A 17,780-nucleotide genomic window follows, 5' to 3' on the forward strand; every position below is an offset into this window, starting at 1 on the left:
CCGGGGGAACTCCTAGGGCCAGCGCACCTCGGGCGGCATCGACATCAGGATCGCCTCGGTGTTGCCGCCGGTCTTCAGCCCGAACAGCGTGCCGCGGTCATGCAGCAGGTTGAACTCGACATAGCGGCCGCGGCGGACCAGCTGGTGCTCGCGCTCCGCCTCGGTCCAGCTCTCCTGCATGCGGCGGCGGATGATGGCGGGGTAGGCGGCCAGGAAGGCCTCGCCGACATCCCGGGTGAAGGCGAAATGCCGGTCGAGATTCTCGCCCTCCGGCTCGTCGCGGCCCAGCCAGTCATAGAAGATGCCGCCCAGCCCGCGCGGTTCTTTGCGGTGGGGCAGGAAGAAATACTCGTCGCACCAGGCCTTGAAGCGCGGATAGTAGGCCGGGTCGTGCCGGTCGCAGGCGGCCTGGAAGGCGGCATGGAAGGCGGCGCCATCGGCCAGCGACTCGGGCGCGTCCATCTGCATGGGGGTCAGGTCGCCGCCGCCGCCGAACCAGGCGCGGCGCGTGACGATGAAGCGCGTGTTCATATGCGCCGCCGGCACCCGCGGTGAGCGCATATGCGCCACCAGCGACACCCCGGTGGCCAGGAAGCGCGGATCCTCCTCGGCGCCCGGGATCTGCCTGCGGAATTCCGGGCTGAACTCGCCCCAGACGGTGGAGACATTCACCCCCACCTTCTCGAACACCCGGCCGCGCATCACCGACATGACGCCGCCGCCGCCGCCCGGGCGCGCCCATTCGCTGCGCTGGAAGCGGCCGGCGGGCAGGGCGCCATGCGGGCCGCCCTGCAGGCTGTCCTCGATCGCCTCGAACTCGGCGCAGAGCCGGTCGCGCAGCGACTCGAACCAGGCGCGGGCCGGCCCGGCCAGGCGGTGCGGCGGCGGGGCTGTGGCCTGGCCGGCGGCGTCACTCTGGGGAAGGGCGGGCTCGGACATGGCGGGACCTGCTGGCGGAAGGGCGGGGGAAGGCGCTAGCCCGGCTGCCGCCGCGCCGCAACCGGGGCCGCCCCGCACCGCGCGCCCGTCCGCCCCGGGGAGGGGGCGGGGCCGCGTAACTGTGGCGCAACCGTACCGCAACCGGGCGGAAGTCACATCGCGTCGCCCCGCGGCGATTGCCACCCCGCAGGCGCTGCCCTTATATGGCGCCGGCGCATGGCGTTGCAGCGCGGCTTCGCGCATGCCCTGTGCCTCCGCATCTGCGGACAAGGATCAGCGGTCGGCCCGCCTGCCAGGACTCCGGGGCGGCCGCCAAAAGGGACGATGAGGCATGGCCGATACGCTTGCGCCGAGCAGCTCCCCCAATGAGGGACACACCCACGGGGGTGGCGACCATGGTCCCGAGGGGACCAAACGCGACTTCCTGAAACTCCTGGCGGGCTCCTTCGCGGCGGTCGGCGTGGGCGCGATCGTGTGGCCGTTCATCCATTCGATGAACCCGGCCAAGGACGTGCTGGCGCTGGCCAGCACCGATGTGCCGCTGTCGCACATCGCCGAGGGCCAGGCGGTCACCGTCATGTGGCGCGGCAAGCCCGTCTTCGTCCGCCACCGCACGGCGAACGAGATCCAGGAGGCCGAGGCCGTGCCGCTGGGCGAGCTGCGCGACCCGCAGCCGGACAGCGCGCGCGTGCAGCGCAAGCCCTGGCTCGTGGTGCTGGGTGTCTGCACCCATCTCGGCTGCGTGCCGCTCGGCCAGAAGCCGACCGATGCGCGCGGCGATTTCGGCGGCTGGTTCTGCCCCTGCCACGGCAGCCACTACGACACTTCGGGCCGCATCCGCCGTGGCCCGGCGCCGTCCAATCTCGCGGTGCCGGAGTACACCTTCTCCTCCGACACCCAGATCCGCATCGGCTGAGGACCGCACCCCATGGCATCCGGCCTGCACGACAGCAGCTTCACTAACCCGGTGGTGCGTTGGATCGACCAGCGCATGCCCGTGTTCACCATGATGCAGAAGGAGTACGGGACCTTCCCGACTCCGCGGAATTTCAACTACTTCTGGAATTTCGGCGCGCTGGCCATGATCAATCTGATGATCATGATCGCCACCGGCATCTTCCTGGCGATGAACTACACGGCGCACACCTCGCTCGCCTTCGAGAGCGTGGAGCGCATCATGCGCGACGTGAACTATGGCTGGCTGATCCGCTACGTTCACATGAACGGCGCCAGCATGTTCTTCATCGTCGTGCTCGTCCATGTCTGGCGCGGCATGTATTACGGCTCCTACAAGGCGCCGCGCGAACTGCTCTGGATGCTGGGCGTCGTCATCTTCCTGCTGATGATGGCCACCGCCTTCATGGGCTATGTGCTGCCCTGGGGCCAGATGTCCTTCTGGGGCGCGACGGTCATCACCAACCTGTTCTCGGCCATCCCGCTGGTCGGCAACAGCATCGTGACGCTGCTCTGGGGCGGCTTCTCGGTCGACAACCCGACGCTGAACCGCTTCTTCAGCCTGCACTACCTGCTGCCCTTCGTGATCTTCGGCGTGGTGTTCCTGCACATCGCCGCGCTGCACATCACCGGCTCGAACAACCCGCTGGGCATCGAGCCCAAGGGCCCGCAGGACACGCTGCCCTTCCATCCCTACTACACGATGAAGGACAGCGTCGGCATCGTCGTCTACTTCATCGTCTTCGCCTTCCTGGTGTTCTTCTCGCCGAACTATCTCGGCCACCCGGACAACTACATCCCGGCCAACCCGCTGGTGACGCCCGCGCATATCGTGCCGGAATGGTACTTCCTGCCCTTCTACGCGATCCTCCGCGCGGTCCCGAACAAGCTCGGCGGCGTGCTGATGATGTTCGGCTCCATCGCCATCCTCTTCGTGCTGCCCTGGCTCGACCGCTCGCCGGTGCGCTCCATGCGCTTCCGCCCGATCGCGAAGTGGGCCTTCCTGCTCTGGACGGCGAACTTCTTCGTCCTGATGTGGGCGGGCGGCATGCCGGCCGAGGGCGTCTATGTGGTGATCTCGCGCCTGGCGACCGCCTACTACTTCGCCTACTTCCTGGTGATCCTGCCCCTGCTGGCGAAGATCGAGCGGCCGCTGCCGCTGCCCGAGAGCATCGCCAAGGCCGTGCTGCGCGGCGGTGGACCCCTGCCCGGCGCCGCCGCGGCCAAGCCGATGGAGAAGGCGTGATGCCTGTTCGCACCCTGAAAGCGGCGGCCCTCGCGGCCGCCCTGTCCCTGGGCCTGATGGCGGCGCCCCCGGCCCAGGCGGCGGAAGGCAGCATCCATATCCCCGACACCCGCTTCTCCTTCGACGGGCTGTTCGGCACCTTCGACCGCGGCGAGCTGCAGCGCGGCTTCCAGGTCTATAAGGAAGTCTGCTCGGCCTGCCATTCGATGCGGCTGCTCTCCTACCGCAACCTGCGCGACATCGGCCTCTCCGAGGCCGAGGTGGCGGCGATCGCGGCCTCCTACCAGATCCAGGACGGCCCGAACGACAATGGCGAGATGTTCGAGCGCCCGGGCCGCGCCTCGGACCGCTTCCGCCGTCCCTTCGCCAATGACGCCGCCGCGCGCGCCGCCAACAATGGCGCCCTGCCGCCGGACCTGTCGGTGATCACCAAGGCCCGCGTCGGCGGCGCCGACTACATCCATGCCCTGCTGATGGGCTATGAGGATCCGCCGCCGGCCGGCGTGACCGTCATGGAGGGCATGCACTACAACAAGTATTTCCCGGGCCATCAGATCGCCATGGCGGCGCCGATCAACTCGGACGGCCAGGTGACCTATGCCGATGGCACGCGCGCCACGGTCGACCAGATGACCCGCGACGTCTCCGCCTTCCTCACCTGGGCGGCGGAGCCGGAGCTGGAGACCCGCCGCTCCATGGGCGTGCGCGTGATCCTGTTCCTGATCATCCTGGGCGGCCTGACCTATGCGGTGAAGCGCAAGGTCTGGGCGAACGTCCACTGACACGGCGCCGGCCGGGCCCCGCCCGGCCGATCGCCCCGGAACGCAGGGCCGCCCCTCGGGGCGGCCCTTTGTGGTTTCGGGCGATTCTCCTGTATGGGGCGGCCATCCTTCCTCTCTTCCCGTTCCGGGGGTGACCTGCATGAGCGAGACCATCGAACCCGTCATCGGCCTGATCGGCGGCTCCGGCCTCTACGATATCGACGGCCTCGAGGACCGCGAGTGGAAGCGGGTCGAGAGCCCCTGGGGCGAGGCCTCGGACGAGCTCCTCTTCGGCCGGCTGGCCGGGGTGAAATGCGTCTTCCTGCCGCGCCATGGCCGTGGCCACCGGGTGCCGCCCTCGGCGCTGAACTACCGCGCCAATATCGACGTGCTGAAGCGCGCCGGGGTGACCGAGATCCTCTCCCTCTCCGCCGTCGGCTCGCTGAATGGCGATCTGCCGCCGGGCACCTTCGTCATCGTCGACCAGTTCATCGACCGCACCTTCGCCCGGCAGAAGAGCTTCTTCGAGACCGGCTGCGTCGCGCATGTCTCGGTCGCCCACCCGGTCTGCCCGCGCCTTGGCGACGCGGCGGAGGAGGCGGCGCGCCAGATCGGCCTGAAGCACAAGCGCGGCGGCACCTATTTGGTGATGGAGGGGCCGCAATTCTCCACCAAGGCGGAGAGCGAGCTGTACCGCGCCTGGGGCTGCGACGTGATCGGCATGACCAACATGCCGGAGGCCAAGCTCGCCCGCGAGGCGGAGCTCTGCTACGCGACCATCGCCATGGTCACCGATTTCGATTGCTGGCACCCCGACCATGACGCGGTGACGGTGGATGCGGTGGTGAAGGTGATGCACGCCAATGCCGACCGCGCCAAGGCGCTGGTGAAGACGCTGGTGCCGATGCTGGGCGCGCCGCGCGGCGCCTGCCCGGCCGGCTGCGACCGGGCGCTGGAATACGCCATCGTCACGCCGAAGGAGCTGCGCGACCCGGCGCTGGTGGCGAAGCTGGACGCCGTGGCCGGCCGCGTCATCCATCGCTGAGCGGCGGGGGCGGGGGCGCTGCCTCCGCCCCGGTTCCGCCGAAGCCGAAGCGCGCGGCCGCCTCCCAGGGGCCGCCGCGGTAATGCCAGAGGCACAGCGCCTCGCCGCGCCCCTGCCAGGGGGTGAAATCGCGCTGCAGCGCCGCCAGCAGGCTGCGCGCCGCCTCCGGCGTCACCTTGTTCTGCACCGTCACATGCGGGCGGAAGCCCTTGGCGTCCTGCGGCGTCAGCCAGGGGCGCCAATCCCGCGCCAGCTCTTCTCTCAGCGCCATCAGCGCTGTGCTCTCCACGCTGTAGGCGGTGCCGCGGCCCAGGCTGCGCAGCCCGGCGAAGCGCAGCGCCGGCATCGGCGTGGCGGCCGCCAGCGCCGCCAGCCTGTCCTCCACCGCCGCCCGCTCCGCCCCTGGCAGGGCGTGGAACAGCGTCAGATGGGCGGAAAGAACATTGCGCCCGGGCGGGAAATGGGCGCGGCGCAGCGCCTCCAGCCGGGCGAAGCTCGTCGCGTCCAGCGCCAGGGTCAGGATCAGCGGGGCGGCGTCGTCCATGCGCAGAGGATGGGGCGGAAGCGCCGTCCCGCCAGGGATGGATCCGCGCTTCAATCGGCGCGGTGCGCACCCTAATATGAGGGGATGGCCGTTCCGTCCCCCCTCGCGCCGCATGGCGCCGATCCCGCCTTCGCCGACCTGATCGCCGCCCGCCCGGCGCTGTCGCTGCACGCCCATGACGGGCTGCTGATGGAGGAGGTGCCGCTCGCCCGCATCGCGCGGGAAGTGGGGACCCCCACCTGGGTCTATTCGGCGAACACGCTGCGCCGCCGCTACCGCGCGCTGCGCGACGCGCTGCGGGGTGCCGGGCTCGAGGCCAGCATCCACTACGCCACCAAGGCCAATGACAACCAGGCGGTGCTGCGCGTGCTGGGCGCCGAGGGCGCCGGCGCCGACATCGTCAGCATGGGCGAGCTGCGCGCCACCATGGCCGCCGGCATCCCGGCCGGCGCGACGGTGTTCTCCGGCGTCGGCAAGAAGCCGGAAGAAATCCGCTTCGCCCTGGCGCAGGGCATCTTCCAGCTAAATGCGGAAAGCGTGGAGGAGATCGACATGATCGCCGCCATCGCCGCCGAGCTCGGGGTCCGCGCGCCGGTGGCGCTGCGCGTCAACCCGGATGTGGACGCCAAGACCCACGCCAAGATCACCACGGGCAAGGCCGAGAACAAGTTCGGCATCGCCTATGAGGATGCGCTGCCGCTCTATGCCCGCATGGCGGCGCTGCCCTCGATCCGCCCGATCGGCATCGCCACCCATATCGGCAGCCAGATCACCGAGGGCGTGGCGCCCTTCCGCGCCGCCTATGCGCGGCTGGCCGAGATGGTGCAGGCGATCCGCGCCCAGGGCCTGCCGATCGAGCGGGTCGATTGCGGCGGCGGCCTCGGCATCCCCTATCGCGACGAGGTGGCGCCGCCGCCCGAGGCGCTGGCCGGCGCCATCCAGGCGACGCTGGGCGGGCTCGGCCTGCCGGTGATGCTGGAGCCGGGGCGCTGGATCGCGGGGCCCGCCGGGGTGCTGCTGGCCTCCATCGTGCTGCAGAAGCAGGGGCGTGGCCGCCGCTTCCTGGTGGCGGACGCCGCCATGAACGACCTGGTCCGCCCCGCCATGTACGAGGCCTGGCATGGCATCCTGCCGCTGGACCCGAAGCGCCACGCGGCGCCGCTGGCCCCGGCCGATATCGTCGGCCCGGTCTGCGAGAGCGGCGACACCTTCGCCCGTGGCCGCGCCATGCCCGACATGGCTCCCGGCGATTTCATCGCGTTTTTAGATGCCGGTGCCTATGGTGCGGTGATGAGCAGCACGTACAACGCCCGCCCGCTGGCGGCCGAGGTGCTGGTGGATGGCAGCCGCCACGCCGTCGTGCGCCCCCGGCAGACGCCTGAGGACCTCCTGGCGCATCAGCGCCTGCCGGAGTGGCTGACCGCATGACCGACCCGCGCGATCCGCTGGCCCGTCGCCTCTCGCGCGGGCGGCGGCTCGCGCGCTGGGCCCTGGGGTGGGAGGCCCTCTGGCCCCGCCTCTGGCCCGTGCTCGGCCTGGCCGGGCTGTTCCTGCTGCTGGCGCTGTCGGGCGTCGTGGCGCTGCTGCCGCCCTGGCTGCATCTCCTTCTGCTGCTGGGTTTCGCCGCCGCCATCGGCGCCGCCGCCTGGCGCGGCTTCCGCGGCTTCGCCTGGCCGGGCGATGCGGCGGCCGAGCGGCGGATCGAGGCCGCCTCCGGCCTGACGCACCGGCCGCTCTCCACCTTGCGCGACCATGCGGTGTCCGAGGATCCGGCGACGCTGGCGCTGTGGCGGGCGCATCAGGCGCGGGTGCTGGCGGGGCTGGCCCGGCTGCGGGTCGGCAGGCCGCGTCCCAACCTGGCCGCGCGCGACCCGCGGGCGCTGCGCGCCGGGCTGCTGGTCGGCCTCGCCGCCGCCCTGGTGGTGGCCGGCGACAGCGGTGGCGAGCGCATCCGCCGCGCCCTCTGGCCCAGCCTGCAGGCCGCGCCCGTGGCGGCGCCGGCGCTGCGGCTGGAGGCCTGGGTGACGCCGCCCGCCTATACCGGCGCCGCGCCGATCTTCCTCGACCCCGCCGGCGGATCGCTCAGCGTGCCGCAGGGCTCCAGGCTGCAGCTGGCGCTGTCGGGCGGCCGTGGCGGCGTGCCGGAGCTGCGCCAGGATGAGAGCGGCGCGCCGATGCGCCAGCTCGACGCCGGCAGCTACGCCGCCGAGGCGGTGCTGGAACGGGGCGCCCGCATCGCCATCGCCCGCGACGGGCGGGAGCTGGCGGCCTGGAGCTTCGGCGTGCAGGCCGATGCGCCGCCCAGCGTCGCCTTCGCCGATCCGCCGGAGCCGAGCGGGCGCGGCCTGTCGATCCGCCTGCCCTGGCGCGCCGAGGATGATTGGGGCATCGCCGCCCTGCGCGCCGAGCTTCGCCTGGCCGAGCGGCCGGAGGGCGGCGCGCTGGTGCTCGACCTGCCGCTGCCGGGCGGCAATCCGCGCCAGCTGCGCGGCGTGGCGCAGCCCGACCTCTCGGCGCATCCCTGGGCCGGGCTGCCGGTGCAGATCCGCCTGGTGGCACGCGACGGCGCGCAGCAGGAGGGCTGGTCGGTCCCGGCCGGGCTGACCCTGCCGGAGCGCAGCTTCACCCACCCGGTGGCGCGCGCCCTGGTGGCGCTGCGCAAGGCGCTGTCGGTCGATCCCTCGGCGCGCGAGCCGGCGCGGCGCGGGCTGGACGAGCTGGCGGCACGGCCCGAGGCCTTCGAGAACGACCTGACCACCTTCCTGGCGCTGCGCGTGGCGCGCCACCGGCTGCAGCGCGACCGCCGGCCGGAGGCGGTGGCCGAGGCGCAGGCGCTGATGTGGCAGATCGCCGTGGCGCTGGAGGAGGGGCGGACCGACCGCACCGCCCGGGCGCTCGCCGAGGCGCGCGAGGCGCTGCGCGAGGCGCTGGCCGAGGCCGAGCGCACGCCGCCCGATGCCGAGGGCCGCGCCGAGCTGGAGCGCCGCGTCGAGGCGCTGCGCGAGGCGGTGCAGCGGCATCTGGAGGCGCTGGCCGAGCGGCTGCGGCAGGAGAATGCCGAGGCGATGCCCTTCGACCCCAGCCAGCGCCTGATGGATCAGCGCGAGCTGGACCGCCGCACCCAGGAGATGCAGGACGCCGCGCGGGAGGGCCGCACCGACCGGCTGCAGCAGGAGCTGGCCGAGCTGGAGCGCATGCTGGACGCGCTGCAGGAAGGCCGCGTCGCCCGCAGCGAGGGCGCCAATGGCCGCAGCCAGCGCCAGCAGGAGCAGCGCGAGCGCGGCCAGCAGCAGATGGGCGCGGTGCAGGACATGGTGCAGCGCCAGGGCGAGATGCTGGACCGCGCCTATCGCCGCGACCAGTCGCCGCAGGAGGGGCGCCAGGCGGAGCCGCGCGGCCTGCAGCAGCAGCGCCGCCAGCCCCCCGCCGCCCAGCAGCAACAGCAACAGCAGCAGCAGCAGCAGCAGCAGCAGCAGCAGGGCGATGCCGCCGAGGCGCAGCGCGATGGCCGCCAGCAGCGCGCGCTGCGCCGCGCGCTGGGCGAGCTGATGCAGCAATTCGGCGACCTGACCGGCGAGATCCCCGAGGCGCTGGGCCGCGCCGATCAGGCCATGCGCCAGGCGCAGGAGGCGCTGGGCCAGGGCCGCGACCCGGTGCCGCACCAGCAGCAGGCGATCCGCGAGCTGCAGGAAGGCGGGCGGCAGATGGCGCAATCCATGCAGCGCCAGTTCGGCGAGGGCGAGGGGGAAGGCGAGGGCCAGGGCCAGGCGATGGAGGGCCAGGGCCAACAGCCCGGCCAGCAGGGCCAGGAGCGCATGACCGGCCAGTCCCAGGGCCGCGACCCGCTGGGCCGCCCGACGCGCGAGGCGCCCGGCGCCAATGACCAGGGCAGCGACACCCAGGTGCCGCAGGAGGCCGAGATGCTGCGCAGCCGCCGCATCCAGGAGGAGCTGCGCCGGCGCGGCGCCGAGCGCGAGCGCCCGGCGCAGGAGCTGGACTATATCGACCGGCTGCTGCGCGCCTTCTGAGCCGGCGCGGCCGCGCCGCCGCTAGGGCCAGCGCAGCTCCGGCAGCCGCAGCAGGTTCAGCCGCGCCACCGACAGGGTGCGGTTCTCCAGCGCGGCCGGCACCTCCAGCTGCGGCGGGCCGCCGGCCGGGTCGGGCCGCTGCATCAGCGGCAGCAGGCCGCGCGCCAGGGTGGCGTTGCGCGCGCCCAGGCTGCCCGATTGCACCAGCGCATCCAGCAGCCGCTCCGCCCCCGCCAGGCGCAGCGTGCCGGCGCCGGCCGGCTGCAGCGCCGCATCCAGCGCCAGGGTGGCGGCGGCGCTGGCGGCGGCGCCACCCCAGCGCAGCGTCAGCCCGCGCAGCTCCAGCGCGCCGCCGGCATCGCGCCAGGCGGCGGCGCGGCGCGCCAGGTCGGGGCCGGGCGGCAGCGGGCCGGTCAGCGCGGCATCCAGCGTCGCCGCCTCGATCCGCTGGCCGAGCGGCGTCGGCGCCGGCAGCACCAGCCCGGTCGCCGCCAGCTGCACGGCGCGCGGGTCGCCGCCGGGCAGCAGCGTGCCGTCCAGCCGCGCCACTTCCAGCATCTGGCCGGGCGGGCCCAGGCGCAGCGCCTCGGCCAGCAGCGGCACGCCCTGAAGCGGCGCGCGCAGCGGGATCTCGGCTTCCACCCGGGCGGCGCTGTAGGGCAGGTCGATGGGGCCCAGGCGCAGCGCCTGGGCGCCGCCGGGCTCCAGCCGCAGCCGGTCCCAGGCCTCGGCGTGCAGCGACAGGCGCAGGGCCTCGGCCTGCCAGGACAGGCCCTCGGGCAGGGCCAGGCGCGGCTCGGGCAGGGTGACGCTGGCGGCCAGCGGCCAGCCGCCGCGGCGCGGCGGGCCATGGGCGATCTGCCAGCCCTCGGCGCGGCGGGCCTCGGCCCAGCGCAGCGCCTCCTGCTCCAGCCGGTCGGTGATCAGGTACCAGGCCAGGCCATGCAGCGCGGCCAGCAGCAGGACCAGCCCGGCCAGCAGGCGGGGCAGGCGGCGGCGGCGCGGCGGCTCGGCGCGCGCGCGGATGCGGTCGGTCATGCGGCGGAGGCTAGCCCGGTTGCTGCGCTGCGGAAACCGGGGGCGGGCCCGGGGCGCCGCGCGGGCCGCGGCCGGGGGGAGCGCAAGCGAAGCGGAGCGTCGCCGATTCGCCCCGCCTCGCAGCGGGGGCTGGGGCGGTTTTCCGCAGAGTTATCCACACGAAATCCCCAGCCCCTGCGCGGCGGCGGGGGCGATGTCCGGCGGGCTGGCAAGGGGGATTCTGCCGCTCCCGCCATGCTTGCGCGGAAGCTGATGAAAAACAGTCACTTGCAGGTTCCCTCGGCGAATCGGAACCGGTGACGTGACCGTGCCGTGACGGCAAAAAGGCAATGCCCGCAGGGGCTTGGGGCGCGTTGCTGGCAGGGGGTGGAGCCGCGGCCGGCTCCTTATCCCACAGAATTATCCACAAGCGGCGGCTGCACCGCTGGGCCGCCCCCGGCGCGCACCAGCCGGTCGGTCTCGGTCTCGATCGCCGCCTCCAGCTGGCCGAGCAGGGCGGCACGGCCGAGGCCGGGCGGCAGGGCGGGCAGGATCGCCACGGTGATGTCGCCGGGCTGCTTCGGCGCGAAGGCGCCGCGGCCCCAGCGCAGGCCGCTGTCGGTCGCCACCGGCACCACCGGGGCCGGGCTGGCGGCGGCCAGCGCCACCACCCCCGGCTGGTAGGGCACGCGGTGGCCGGGCAGGGTGCGGGTGCCCTCGGGGAAGATGACGATCTGGTCGCCCTGCGCCAGGGCGGCGGCGGCCTGCTTCACCATGCGCTTCAGCGCCGAGGCGCCGCCCTTGCGGTCCACCGCGACCGAGCCGTAATGCCGCGCCAGCCGGCCCCAGGCCGGGATCTTCAGCAGCTCCTGCTTCAGCACATAGACCGGCTCCGGCAGCAGCGCGAGCCAGACCACCGTGTCATAGGCCGATTGGTGCTTGGCGGCGATCACCACCGGCCCCTCCGGCAGGTTCTCGCGCCCGGTGACGCGCAGCCCGATGCCGCAGACCCGCTTCAGCACCCACAGGATCAGCCGCGCCCAGCCCTGCACGAAGCGGCGCAGCACCCGGCGGGGAAAGGGCAGCAGGGCCAGGCCGAAGATGCAGGCCAGCGCGGTCAGCGCGAAGAACAGCGCGTTGAACAGCGCCGAACGCAGCAGGATCACGGGACGGGCTTCTCCGGTTTCAGGGCCGACAATCCGAGCGTCGCCCCGATGAACTTGCCATATTCCCGCAGCAGCAGACCGGGGCGGGGGCCATCCGCCTGCACGGGGTGCGGCACCAGCTCCACCCCGGGCAGGGTGCGGCGCAGCTCCAGCAGGGCGCGGGGCATATGGAAGGCGGCGGTGACGACGCGCAGGCTGCGGATCTGCCGCGAAGCGGCCCAATCCGCAACCTCCTGGCCATTGCCGCGGGTGCTGGTCGCCTCCCGCCCCAGGGTGACGCGGGCGGCGAAGCCCTCCGGCAGCGGGTCGGGCAGGCCGGCGCGGCGGGCCAGCTCCTCCAGCGTCGCGTCGCGCCCGGTGCCGGAGATGATGAGATAGCGCGCATGCCCCTCGGCCAGCAGGCGCAGCCCGGCATCGACGCGCTGCGGGCCGCCGGTCAGCACGGCGATGCCATCGGTCTGGCGCAGCGGCAGCTCGGGCCGGGCGCGGCTCTGCCCGGTGAACAGGGCGAAGCCCGCCACCACCAGGATGGCCAGCAGCGCCGGCAGCAGCCAGAGCCGGCTCCAGCCGCCATCGCGGCTGCCATCGGGCAGGCTCATGGTGTCTCTCTCACGGCAGGCGCTGCAGCCAGCGGCGGACGCTGAGCTGGGCGGTGGCCCAGCCGATCAGCCCGGCGAAGGGCGGCAGCAGGGCCAGGTCGAGCCAGGGCAGCGCCGTCCAGGGCGCCACCTCGCCCCCGGCGAGCGGCGCCGCGATGCTGGACAGGGCGGCCAGCGTCGGCACCGCCAGCGCCGCCCCGGCCAGCGCGCCGCCGGCGGCCAGCAACCCGATGCGGCGGGCGAAGCGGCCGGCGATGTCGCCCTGGGTGGCGCCGAGATCATGCAGGATCTCGATCGCCTGGCGGCGGGCGGCGAGGCCCGCGCGGGTTGCCACCGCCACCACGGCGACCGCGACGGCGACCACCAGCGCCAGCACCGCCAGCGCCACGCCCTGCACGCTGCGGGCGAGTGCGGCCAGCCGCGCGACCCAGATGCCATGCGCCTCCAGCTCGGCGCCGGGAATCGCCTCGGCCAGGCGCTGCGCCACCGGGGCGGGGTCGAGCGCCAGGTTGCGCATGCGCAGCTCCAGCACCGCCGGCAGGGGGAGGGAGGGCACATCGCCCAGCCAGGGGCGCAGCAGCTCGCGCATGCGGGCGGAATCGACCGGCGCGGCCTCCGCCACCTCCGGCATCTCGCGCAGCAGGGCCAGGGCCTCGTCGATGCGGCCCGACTGCTCGGGCGGCAGCTGCACGGTGACGGCGGCGGCGGCGCCATGCTGCCAGCGCTGCTGCAGCGCCTCCGCGCCGCGGCTGCCGGCGAGGGCGAGGGCCGCCAGCAGCGCCATGGCGGCGACGAGGCCCGGCAGCAGCCGGTCCGACAGCGCCCGCTTCAGCCCGAGCGGATCGCGCGCATAGCGGGTGCGGCGCTCAGCCATGCTGCATCACCCTGCCATGCTCCAGCACCAGGGCGGGGGCGGGGAATTGCGCCACCAGCTCCTCGCTATGGGTGGCCACCACCACGGTGGTGCCGAGGCGGTTCATCTGCGTCAGCAGCGCCAGCAGCCGCCGCGCCTGGTGCGAATCGAGATTGCCGGTGGGCTCATCCGCCACCAGCAAAGCGGGGCGGGTGACCACGGCGCGGGCGATGGCCACGCGCTGCTGCTCGCCGCCCGAGAGCTGCTGCGGCAGCGAGGCCTCTTTCCCCTGCAGCCCGACCCAGCGCAGCATCTCGGTGACATCCGGCCGCAGGCTGGATTCCGAGCGGCCGGCCAGGCGCAGCGGCAGCGCCACATTGTCGAAGGCCGAGAGATAGGGCAGCAGCCGGAAATCCTGGAACACCACGCCGATGCGCCGGCGCAGCGCCGGCAGGGCGGCGCGCCGCTCCGGCCGCACCAGCACGCCCAGCACCTCGAGCTCGCCCCGGGTCGGCAGCTGGGCCAGGTGCATCAGCCGCAGCAGCGAGGATTTGCCGGCGCCCGAGGCACCCAGCAGCCAGGTGAAGCTGCCCTCGGGCAGGGTGAAGGTCAGGTCGGCCAGGGCCTCCGGCCCCTCGCCCCCATCGGGGGAGGGATAGCGCAGGCCGACCGCGGTGAAGCGCACCATGCGGAGCCACATGCCACGCCCGGGCCGCCGCCGCCACCCGCCAGCGTTTACGAAGGGTTTCGCCACACGGTGCCGGCTGGGGCCGGGCCTGGAGCGCGGCGGCGCGGCCGCCGGGCTTGCGGCCCGTCTTCGCGGCCGGCGCTTGCGGCTGGGGCTTGCGGCTTGGGCGGCGCCCCGGCATAGCCCGCTGCATGCGTCTTCAATGCCCGGATTGCGCCGCCGCCTATGAGGTGCCGGAGTCGCTGGTCGCCCCCGGCCGGCTGGTCCGCTGCGTCCGCTGCGGCCATGGCTGGGTGCCGCTGCCGGCGCCGCCGCGCGCCCTGCCGCGCACCGAGATGCCGCCGATCCGCCCCTCCTTCGGCCTGGCCGACAAGGCGGAACCCGCGGGCGAGGGGCGCGCGCCGCAGAGGGCAGGGGCGGAGGCCGCCGGGCGGCAGGATGCGGCGCCGGAGACCGCCCGGGCCGCGACGCCGCGCCAGCAGGCCGCCACCGGCCCGGCCGCTGCCGCCGCGCCGCCAGCCGCGTCTTCGCCAGCCTCGCCCTCGCCAGCCGCGCCGCCGCCGGCGCGGCCCAGCCAGAACCTGCCGGTGCCGGTGCCCACCCCGGTCAGCGCGCCGCCGCGCGGCGCCGGCCTGGCCTGGCTGCTCTCCCTGCTGCTGCTGGCGGCCGCGCTCGGGGCGCTGTGGCATTGGCGGGGGCCGATCGCCGCCGCCTGGCCGCCCATGCGGCGCCTCTACCAGCTGCTGGGCGGCTGAGGCGCCACCGGGGCATTTTCTGCCTCGTCAGGTCATCTGACGAATTGACCCCGGCCGGCGCCGGGTGCGAGCCTCCGGCCCCAGGGCGGCGCCCAGCCGCACGGAGGAAACAAGCCATGACGATGACGAGGCGCGGCCTGCTCGGGGCCGGCGGCGCGCTGCTGGCCAGCGGTGCCGCGGCGCAGAGCTTCCCCTTCACGCCGAACCAGCGCTACCCGGACCCGGCGGTGCAGATCCTCGACCCCAGCTTCGCGCGCTACCGCATCTACAGCTCGACGCTGGAGCAGGTGGCGAGCGGCATGCGCTGGGCCGAGGGGCCGGTCTATTTCCCCGAGGGCGGCTACCTGCTCTGCAGCGACATCCCGAACAACCGCATCATGAAGTTCGACGAGAAGGATGGCAGCTTCACCGTCTTCCGCGCCGGCGCCAACTACGCCAATGGCAATGCGCGCGACCGGCAGGGCCGGCTCGTCACCTGCGAGCATTCGGTGACGCGCCGCGTCACCCGCACCGAGCGCGATGGCAGCATCACCGTGCTGGCCGACAGCTATGAGGGCAAGCGGCTGAACGCGCCGAACGACATCGTGGTGCGCTCGGACGAGACGATCTGGTTCACCGACCCGCTCTTCGGCATCAATGGCGAATGGGAGGGCAGCCGCGCCCGGCCGGAACAGGCGACGACCAATGTCTACCGCATCGGCGCGGACGGAAAGATCGCCGCCGTCATCACCGATCTGGTGAACCCGAACGGCCTCGCCTTCTCGCCCGATGAGAGCAAGCTCTATGTCGTCGAATGGCGCGGCACGCCGAACCGCAGCATCTGGAGCTATGATGTCGGCGCCGGTGGCGCGCTGTCGAACAAGACCAAGCTGATCGATGCCAGCGACCAGGGCGCGCTGGACGGGTTCCGCGTCGACCGCGACGGCAATCTCTGGTGCGGCTGGGGCAGCAATGGCGCGCTGGAGGCGGAGCCGCGCCAGGTCAATGGCCGCGCCGTGCACGAGCTGCGCGGCAAGCCGGAGGATCTGGACGGCGTCAAGATCTTCAATGCGCAGGGCAAGCCGATCGGCTTCATCCGCCTGCCGGAGCGCTGCGCCAATCTCTGCTTCGGCGGGCCGAAGAACAACCGGCTCTACATGACGTCGAGCCACTCGCTCTACGCGCTCTATGTCGAGGCGCATGGCGCGGTGTGAAGGTTGAGGGGGCTTTGCCCCCTCAAACTCCCCCATTTCTTTCCCTTGGGCAGGGGACAAGGGTCCCCTGCACCCGCCTTCAGTAAAGTTCCAACAGATGGGTTTCCAAAGGCCTCAGGCCTTTGGTGGGGAGTGAGAGGGGCAAAGCCCCTCTCAAGCAGGCGCTATCCGAAAAAAACCTGCGCCAGCCACACCGCCCCGATGCCGGCCAGGATCGAGGCGCTGAGATGCCCGGTGCGCCATTGCACCAGCACCACCGCGGCGCTGCCCAGCACGCCGACCCAGCCGATGCGGTCCAGCGCCAGCGCCACATAGGCGGTGAAGATCGGCCCCGGCAGATTGCGCAGCATGGCGTCGACGAAGGGCGGCGGCCGCACCGCGCGCAGCACCGCATAGCCGCCGGCGCGGCAGGCATAGGTGACGACGGCCATGCAGAGGATGGCCAGCAGGACGTCCCATCTCATCGCGCCGCGCGCCCTTCCAGCCAGGCGGCCAGCGCCGCGCCGGACAGCGCGCCAAAGAGCAGCGGCAGCGGCTGCGGCAGGCCGAGGCGCTGCGCCGCCACCGCCACCGCCCCGGCCAGCGCCCAGGGGGCGAGGTCGCGCCGCGCGCCGCGCCACAGCGGCACCAGCAGCCCGCTGAAGGCGGCGATGCCGCCAAAGAACAGCGGATGCCCCGGCGGCAGCGCCACGCTGTTGCCCAGCACATGGCCGGCGATGCTGGCCAGCTGCCAGGCGAACCACAGCGACAGGCCGATGCCGAGCAGATAGCCCGCATCGCGCCCGCCCGCCCGCTGCTCGGCTACACCCAGCGCGAAGGAATGGTCGACCAGCGTCGCCAGCGTGCCCCAGAGCCGCAGGCCGCGCAGCCGGTCCAGCCAGGGGGCCAAAGCCGCGCCCATCGGCGCCAGGCGGATATTCACCACCGCCGCCGCCAGCGTCACCGCCAGGATCGGCGCCGGATCGGCCCAGAGCTCGAGGGCCAGGAGCTGCGAGGCGCCGGCATAGACGATCATCGACATCAGCGCCGTCTCGGCGAGCGTCAGCCCCTTGCCGGCGGAGAGCACGCCGACCACCAGGCCGAAGGGCAGCAGCCCGATCCACAGCGGCAGGGCGGTGCGCACGCCGCGCCACACCCCGGCGCGGGTGAACACCACCGGGCCGCGCGGCGCGGCGGCGCCGGTCGTTGCCGGTGCGGGCTCAGCCACGGCGGGCCTCCAGCAGCCGCGCCTCGGCCTCCTCGGGCGGCAGGTCGAGCGCGCGCTGCGCGACCTCGCGGGCGAAGCCGGCGCGGGCCAGCGCGCCGAGCGCCTTCAGCCGCGCCTCGGGCGAGGGCGGCTCGGGCGCGAAGGGGCCGGCGCGGCGGCGGCGCAGCTGCGCCAGCGCGGCCGCCAGCTCATCCGGCGGATTTTCCTCCAGCACGCCGGCGGCGGTGGCGGCGGGCACGCCCTTGGCGGCCAGATGCGCGCGGATGGCGCGGGTGGAGCGGCCGGATTGCGCCAGCCGCCGCGCGCGGGAGGCGGCATAGGCGGTGTCGTCCACCGCGCCGGCGGCGGCCAGGCGGCGGGCGATCCCGGCCACCGCTTCGCGGGCCGGGCCGGTCACGGCGGCGATGCGCTCGGGCGGCTGGCCCTCGGCCTCGGCGCGGCGGGCCCAGCGGTCGATGCGCCGCTGCAGCACGCGGGCGAGCCCGGCCTCGGTGGCGGCGAAGCGCGCCAGATGCGCCAGCGCCGCCTCGCGCAGCGCGGCCGCGTCGGGCGGTCGCCCGGCGGCGGGCGGGCCGCTCGGGCGCCTGGCCTGGCGGCCGCGCGCGGCGCGCTGCTCCATGCCCGGGCCGTCCCGCTCCATCCCCGATCGCCGCGGCGCCGGGGCGGGGTCCCCTGGCGCGTCCTCCCGCTCATCCATGCCGGCACTGTGCCATGGCGCGGGCGGCGCGCCCATCCGCCCAGGCCCGCCGGCGCGGCCGGGGCTGGCATGCCCTGGCGGCGATGCG

Annotated in this window: 18 protein-coding genes; 8 read left to right on the forward strand and 10 right to left on the reverse strand. The window is 73.9% G+C overall.

Annotated features, from left to right (window positions below; translation table 11 throughout):
• Positions 1-12 precede the first annotated feature (12 nt).
• Entirely contained in the window at positions 13-939 is a 927-nt protein-coding gene (gene hemF / locus QE401_RS20750; protein WP_307140002.1) for an oxygen-dependent coproporphyrinogen oxidase, read from the reverse strand.
• A gap of 331 nt (positions 940-1,270) precedes the next feature.
• On the opposite strand from hemF, the gene petA reads away from it, so the two are divergent.
• The 4 genes from petA (at position 1,271) to QE401_RS20770 (ending at position 4,945) form a co-directional block, all read left to right on the forward strand.
• Entirely contained in the window at positions 1,271-1,855 is a 585-nt protein-coding gene (petA, locus tag QE401_RS20755) for a ubiquinol-cytochrome c reductase iron-sulfur subunit (protein ID WP_307140003.1), read from the forward strand.
• 12 nt (positions 1,856-1,867) lie between these two features.
• Positions 1,868-3,139 (forward strand): cytochrome b, encoded by a 1,272-nt coding sequence (locus QE401_RS20760; RefSeq protein ID WP_307140004.1) that lies wholly within the window; start codon positions 1,868-1,870, stop codon positions 3,137-3,139.
• Entirely contained in the window at positions 3,139-3,921 is a 783-nt protein-coding gene (locus QE401_RS20765; protein ID WP_307140005.1) for a cytochrome c1, read from the forward strand. The genes QE401_RS20760 and QE401_RS20765 overlap by 1 nt, the downstream gene beginning before the upstream one ends.
• A gap of 139 nt (positions 3,922-4,060) precedes the next feature.
• Entirely contained in the window at positions 4,061-4,945 is an 885-nt protein-coding gene (locus QE401_RS20770) for an S-methyl-5'-thioadenosine phosphorylase (RefSeq protein WP_271136131.1), read from the forward strand.
• Here QE401_RS20770 and QE401_RS20775 read toward each other — a convergent pair.
• Positions 4,932-5,489, reverse strand: a complete 558-nt coding sequence (locus QE401_RS20775; protein WP_307140006.1) for a 2'-5' RNA ligase family protein — start codon at positions 5,487-5,489, stop codon at positions 4,932-4,934. The two genes, QE401_RS20770 and QE401_RS20775, sit on opposite strands and share 14 nt — an antisense overlap.
• 84 nt (positions 5,490-5,573) lie before the next feature.
• Between QE401_RS20775 and lysA the strand changes: the two genes are divergently transcribed.
• Together lysA and QE401_RS20785 are read left to right on the forward strand one after the other, a co-directional pair.
• Positions 5,574-6,917, forward strand: a complete 1,344-nt coding sequence (lysA, locus tag QE401_RS20780; protein ID WP_307140007.1) for a diaminopimelate decarboxylase — start codon at positions 5,574-5,576, stop codon at positions 6,915-6,917.
• Positions 6,914-9,517: a TIGR02302 family protein gene (locus QE401_RS20785; RefSeq protein WP_307140008.1), complete on the forward strand. Its 2,604-nt coding sequence runs from the start codon at positions 6,914-6,916 to the stop codon at positions 9,515-9,517. Before lysA ends, QE401_RS20785 begins: the two co-directional genes overlap by 4 nt.
• A gap of 21 nt (positions 9,518-9,538) precedes the next feature.
• Here QE401_RS20785 and QE401_RS20790 read toward each other — a convergent pair whose 3' ends face one another.
• From QE401_RS20790 to QE401_RS20810, 5 genes are all read right to left on the reverse strand, one after another.
• Positions 9,539-10,555 (reverse strand): DUF2125 domain-containing protein, encoded by a 1,017-nt coding sequence (locus QE401_RS20790; RefSeq protein WP_307140009.1) that lies wholly within the window; start codon positions 10,553-10,555, stop codon positions 9,539-9,541.
• A 386-nt stretch (positions 10,556-10,941) separates the two neighbouring features.
• Entirely contained in the window at positions 10,942-11,700 is a 759-nt protein-coding gene (locus tag QE401_RS20795) for a lysophospholipid acyltransferase family protein (protein WP_307140010.1), read from the reverse strand.
• Positions 11,697-12,299 (reverse strand): YdcF family protein, encoded by a 603-nt coding sequence (locus QE401_RS20800; protein ID WP_307140011.1) that lies wholly within the window; start codon positions 12,297-12,299, stop codon positions 11,697-11,699. The genes QE401_RS20795 and QE401_RS20800 overlap by 4 nt, the downstream gene beginning before the upstream one ends.
• A gap of 10 nt (positions 12,300-12,309) precedes the next feature.
• Positions 12,310-13,173, reverse strand: a complete 864-nt coding sequence (locus tag QE401_RS20805) for a cell division protein FtsX (protein WP_307140012.1) — start codon at positions 13,171-13,173, stop codon at positions 12,310-12,312.
• On the reverse strand, positions 13,166-13,840 hold the full coding sequence (locus QE401_RS20810) for a cell division ATP-binding protein FtsE (protein WP_307140013.1): 675 nt from the start codon (positions 13,838-13,840) through the stop codon (positions 13,166-13,168). Before QE401_RS20810 ends, QE401_RS20805 begins: the two co-directional genes overlap by 8 nt.
• A gap of 191 nt (positions 13,841-14,031) precedes the next feature.
• Between QE401_RS20810 and QE401_RS20815 the strand changes: the two genes are divergently transcribed.
• Positions 14,032-14,595: a zinc-ribbon domain-containing protein gene (locus QE401_RS20815; protein ID WP_307140014.1), complete on the forward strand. Its 564-nt coding sequence runs from the start codon at positions 14,032-14,034 to the stop codon at positions 14,593-14,595.
• A 116-nt stretch (positions 14,596-14,711) separates the two neighbouring features.
• Positions 14,712-15,788, forward strand: coding sequence for an SMP-30/gluconolactonase/LRE family protein (locus tag QE401_RS20820; RefSeq protein WP_307140015.1), 1,077 nt, complete (start codon positions 14,712-14,714; stop codon positions 15,786-15,788).
• 164 nt (positions 15,789-15,952) lie between these two features.
• Here QE401_RS20820 and QE401_RS20825 read toward each other — a convergent pair whose 3' ends face one another.
• From QE401_RS20825 to QE401_RS20835, 3 genes are read right to left on the reverse strand one after another with little or no spacing between them, the layout of a single operon-like run.
• Positions 15,953-16,252, reverse strand: coding sequence for an AzlD family protein (locus tag QE401_RS20825; RefSeq protein WP_307140016.1), 300 nt, complete (start codon positions 16,250-16,252; stop codon positions 15,953-15,955).
• A complete protein-coding gene (locus tag QE401_RS20830) occupies positions 16,249-16,995 on the reverse strand; it encodes an AzlC family ABC transporter permease (protein ID WP_307140017.1) in 747 nt (248 codons plus the stop codon). Before QE401_RS20830 ends, QE401_RS20825 begins: the two co-directional genes overlap by 4 nt.
• Positions 16,988-17,614: a regulatory protein RecX gene (locus tag QE401_RS20835; protein ID WP_307140018.1), complete on the reverse strand. Its 627-nt coding sequence runs from the start codon at positions 17,612-17,614 to the stop codon at positions 16,988-16,990. The genes QE401_RS20830 and QE401_RS20835 overlap by 8 nt, the downstream gene beginning before the upstream one ends.
• Between the last annotated feature and the right edge of the window lie 166 nt (positions 17,615-17,780).

This window comes from Pseudoroseomonas cervicalis (genome assembly GCF_030818485.1).
GTDB classification, from domain to species: domain Bacteria; phylum Pseudomonadota; class Alphaproteobacteria; order Acetobacterales; family Acetobacteraceae; genus Pseudoroseomonas; species Pseudoroseomonas cervicalis_A.

What these genes read in the sequence shown, in the direction of transcription:
- lysA (WP_307140007.1), top strand. Translation starts at nt 5,574, where the DNA reads ATGGCCGTTCCGTCCCCCCTCGCGCCGCATGGCGCCGATCCCGCCTTC.
- QE401_RS20785 (WP_307140008.1), top strand. Translation starts at nt 6,914, where the DNA reads ATGACCGACCCGCGCGATCCGCTGGCCCGTCGCCTCTCGCGCGGGCGG.
- QE401_RS20815 (WP_307140014.1), top strand. Translation starts at nt 14,032, where the DNA reads ATGCGTCTTCAATGCCCGGATTGCGCCGCCGCCTATGAGGTGCCGGAG.
- QE401_RS20805 (WP_307140012.1), bottom strand. Translation starts at nt 13,173, where the DNA reads ATGGCTGAGCGCCGCACCCGCTATGCGCGCGATCCGCTCGGGCTGAAG.
- QE401_RS20775 (WP_307140006.1), bottom strand. Translation starts at nt 5,489, where the DNA reads ATGGACGACGCCGCCCCGCTGATCCTGACCCTGGCGCTGGACGCGACG.
- QE401_RS20810 (WP_307140013.1), bottom strand. Translation starts at nt 13,840, where the DNA reads ATGGTGCGCTTCACCGCGGTCGGCCTGCGCTATCCCTCCCCCGATGGG.
- hemF (WP_307140002.1), bottom strand. Translation starts at nt 939, where the DNA reads ATGTCCGAGCCCGCCCTTCCCCAGAGTGACGCCGCCGGCCAGGCCACA.
- QE401_RS20835 (WP_307140018.1), bottom strand. Translation starts at nt 17,614, where the DNA reads ATGGAGCAGCGCGCCGCGCGCGGCCGCCAGGCCAGGCGCCCGAGCGGC.
- QE401_RS20770 (WP_271136131.1), top strand. Translation starts at nt 4,061, where the DNA reads ATGAGCGAGACCATCGAACCCGTCATCGGCCTGATCGGCGGCTCCGGC.
- QE401_RS20820 (WP_307140015.1), top strand. Translation starts at nt 14,712, where the DNA reads ATGACGATGACGAGGCGCGGCCTGCTCGGGGCCGGCGGCGCGCTGCTG.
- QE401_RS20800 (WP_307140011.1), bottom strand. Translation starts at nt 12,299, where the DNA reads ATGAGCCTGCCCGATGGCAGCCGCGATGGCGGCTGGAGCCGGCTCTGG.
- QE401_RS20760 (WP_307140004.1), top strand. Translation starts at nt 1,868, where the DNA reads ATGGCATCCGGCCTGCACGACAGCAGCTTCACTAACCCGGTGGTGCGT.
- QE401_RS20790 (WP_307140009.1), bottom strand. Translation starts at nt 10,555, where the DNA reads ATGACCGACCGCATCCGCGCGCGCGCCGAGCCGCCGCGCCGCCGCCGC.
- petA (WP_307140003.1), top strand. Translation starts at nt 1,271, where the DNA reads ATGGCCGATACGCTTGCGCCGAGCAGCTCCCCCAATGAGGGACACACC.
- QE401_RS20825 (WP_307140016.1), bottom strand. Translation starts at nt 16,252, where the DNA reads ATGAGATGGGACGTCCTGCTGGCCATCCTCTGCATGGCCGTCGTCACC.
- QE401_RS20765 (WP_307140005.1), top strand. Translation starts at nt 3,139, where the DNA reads ATGCCTGTTCGCACCCTGAAAGCGGCGGCCCTCGCGGCCGCCCTGTCC.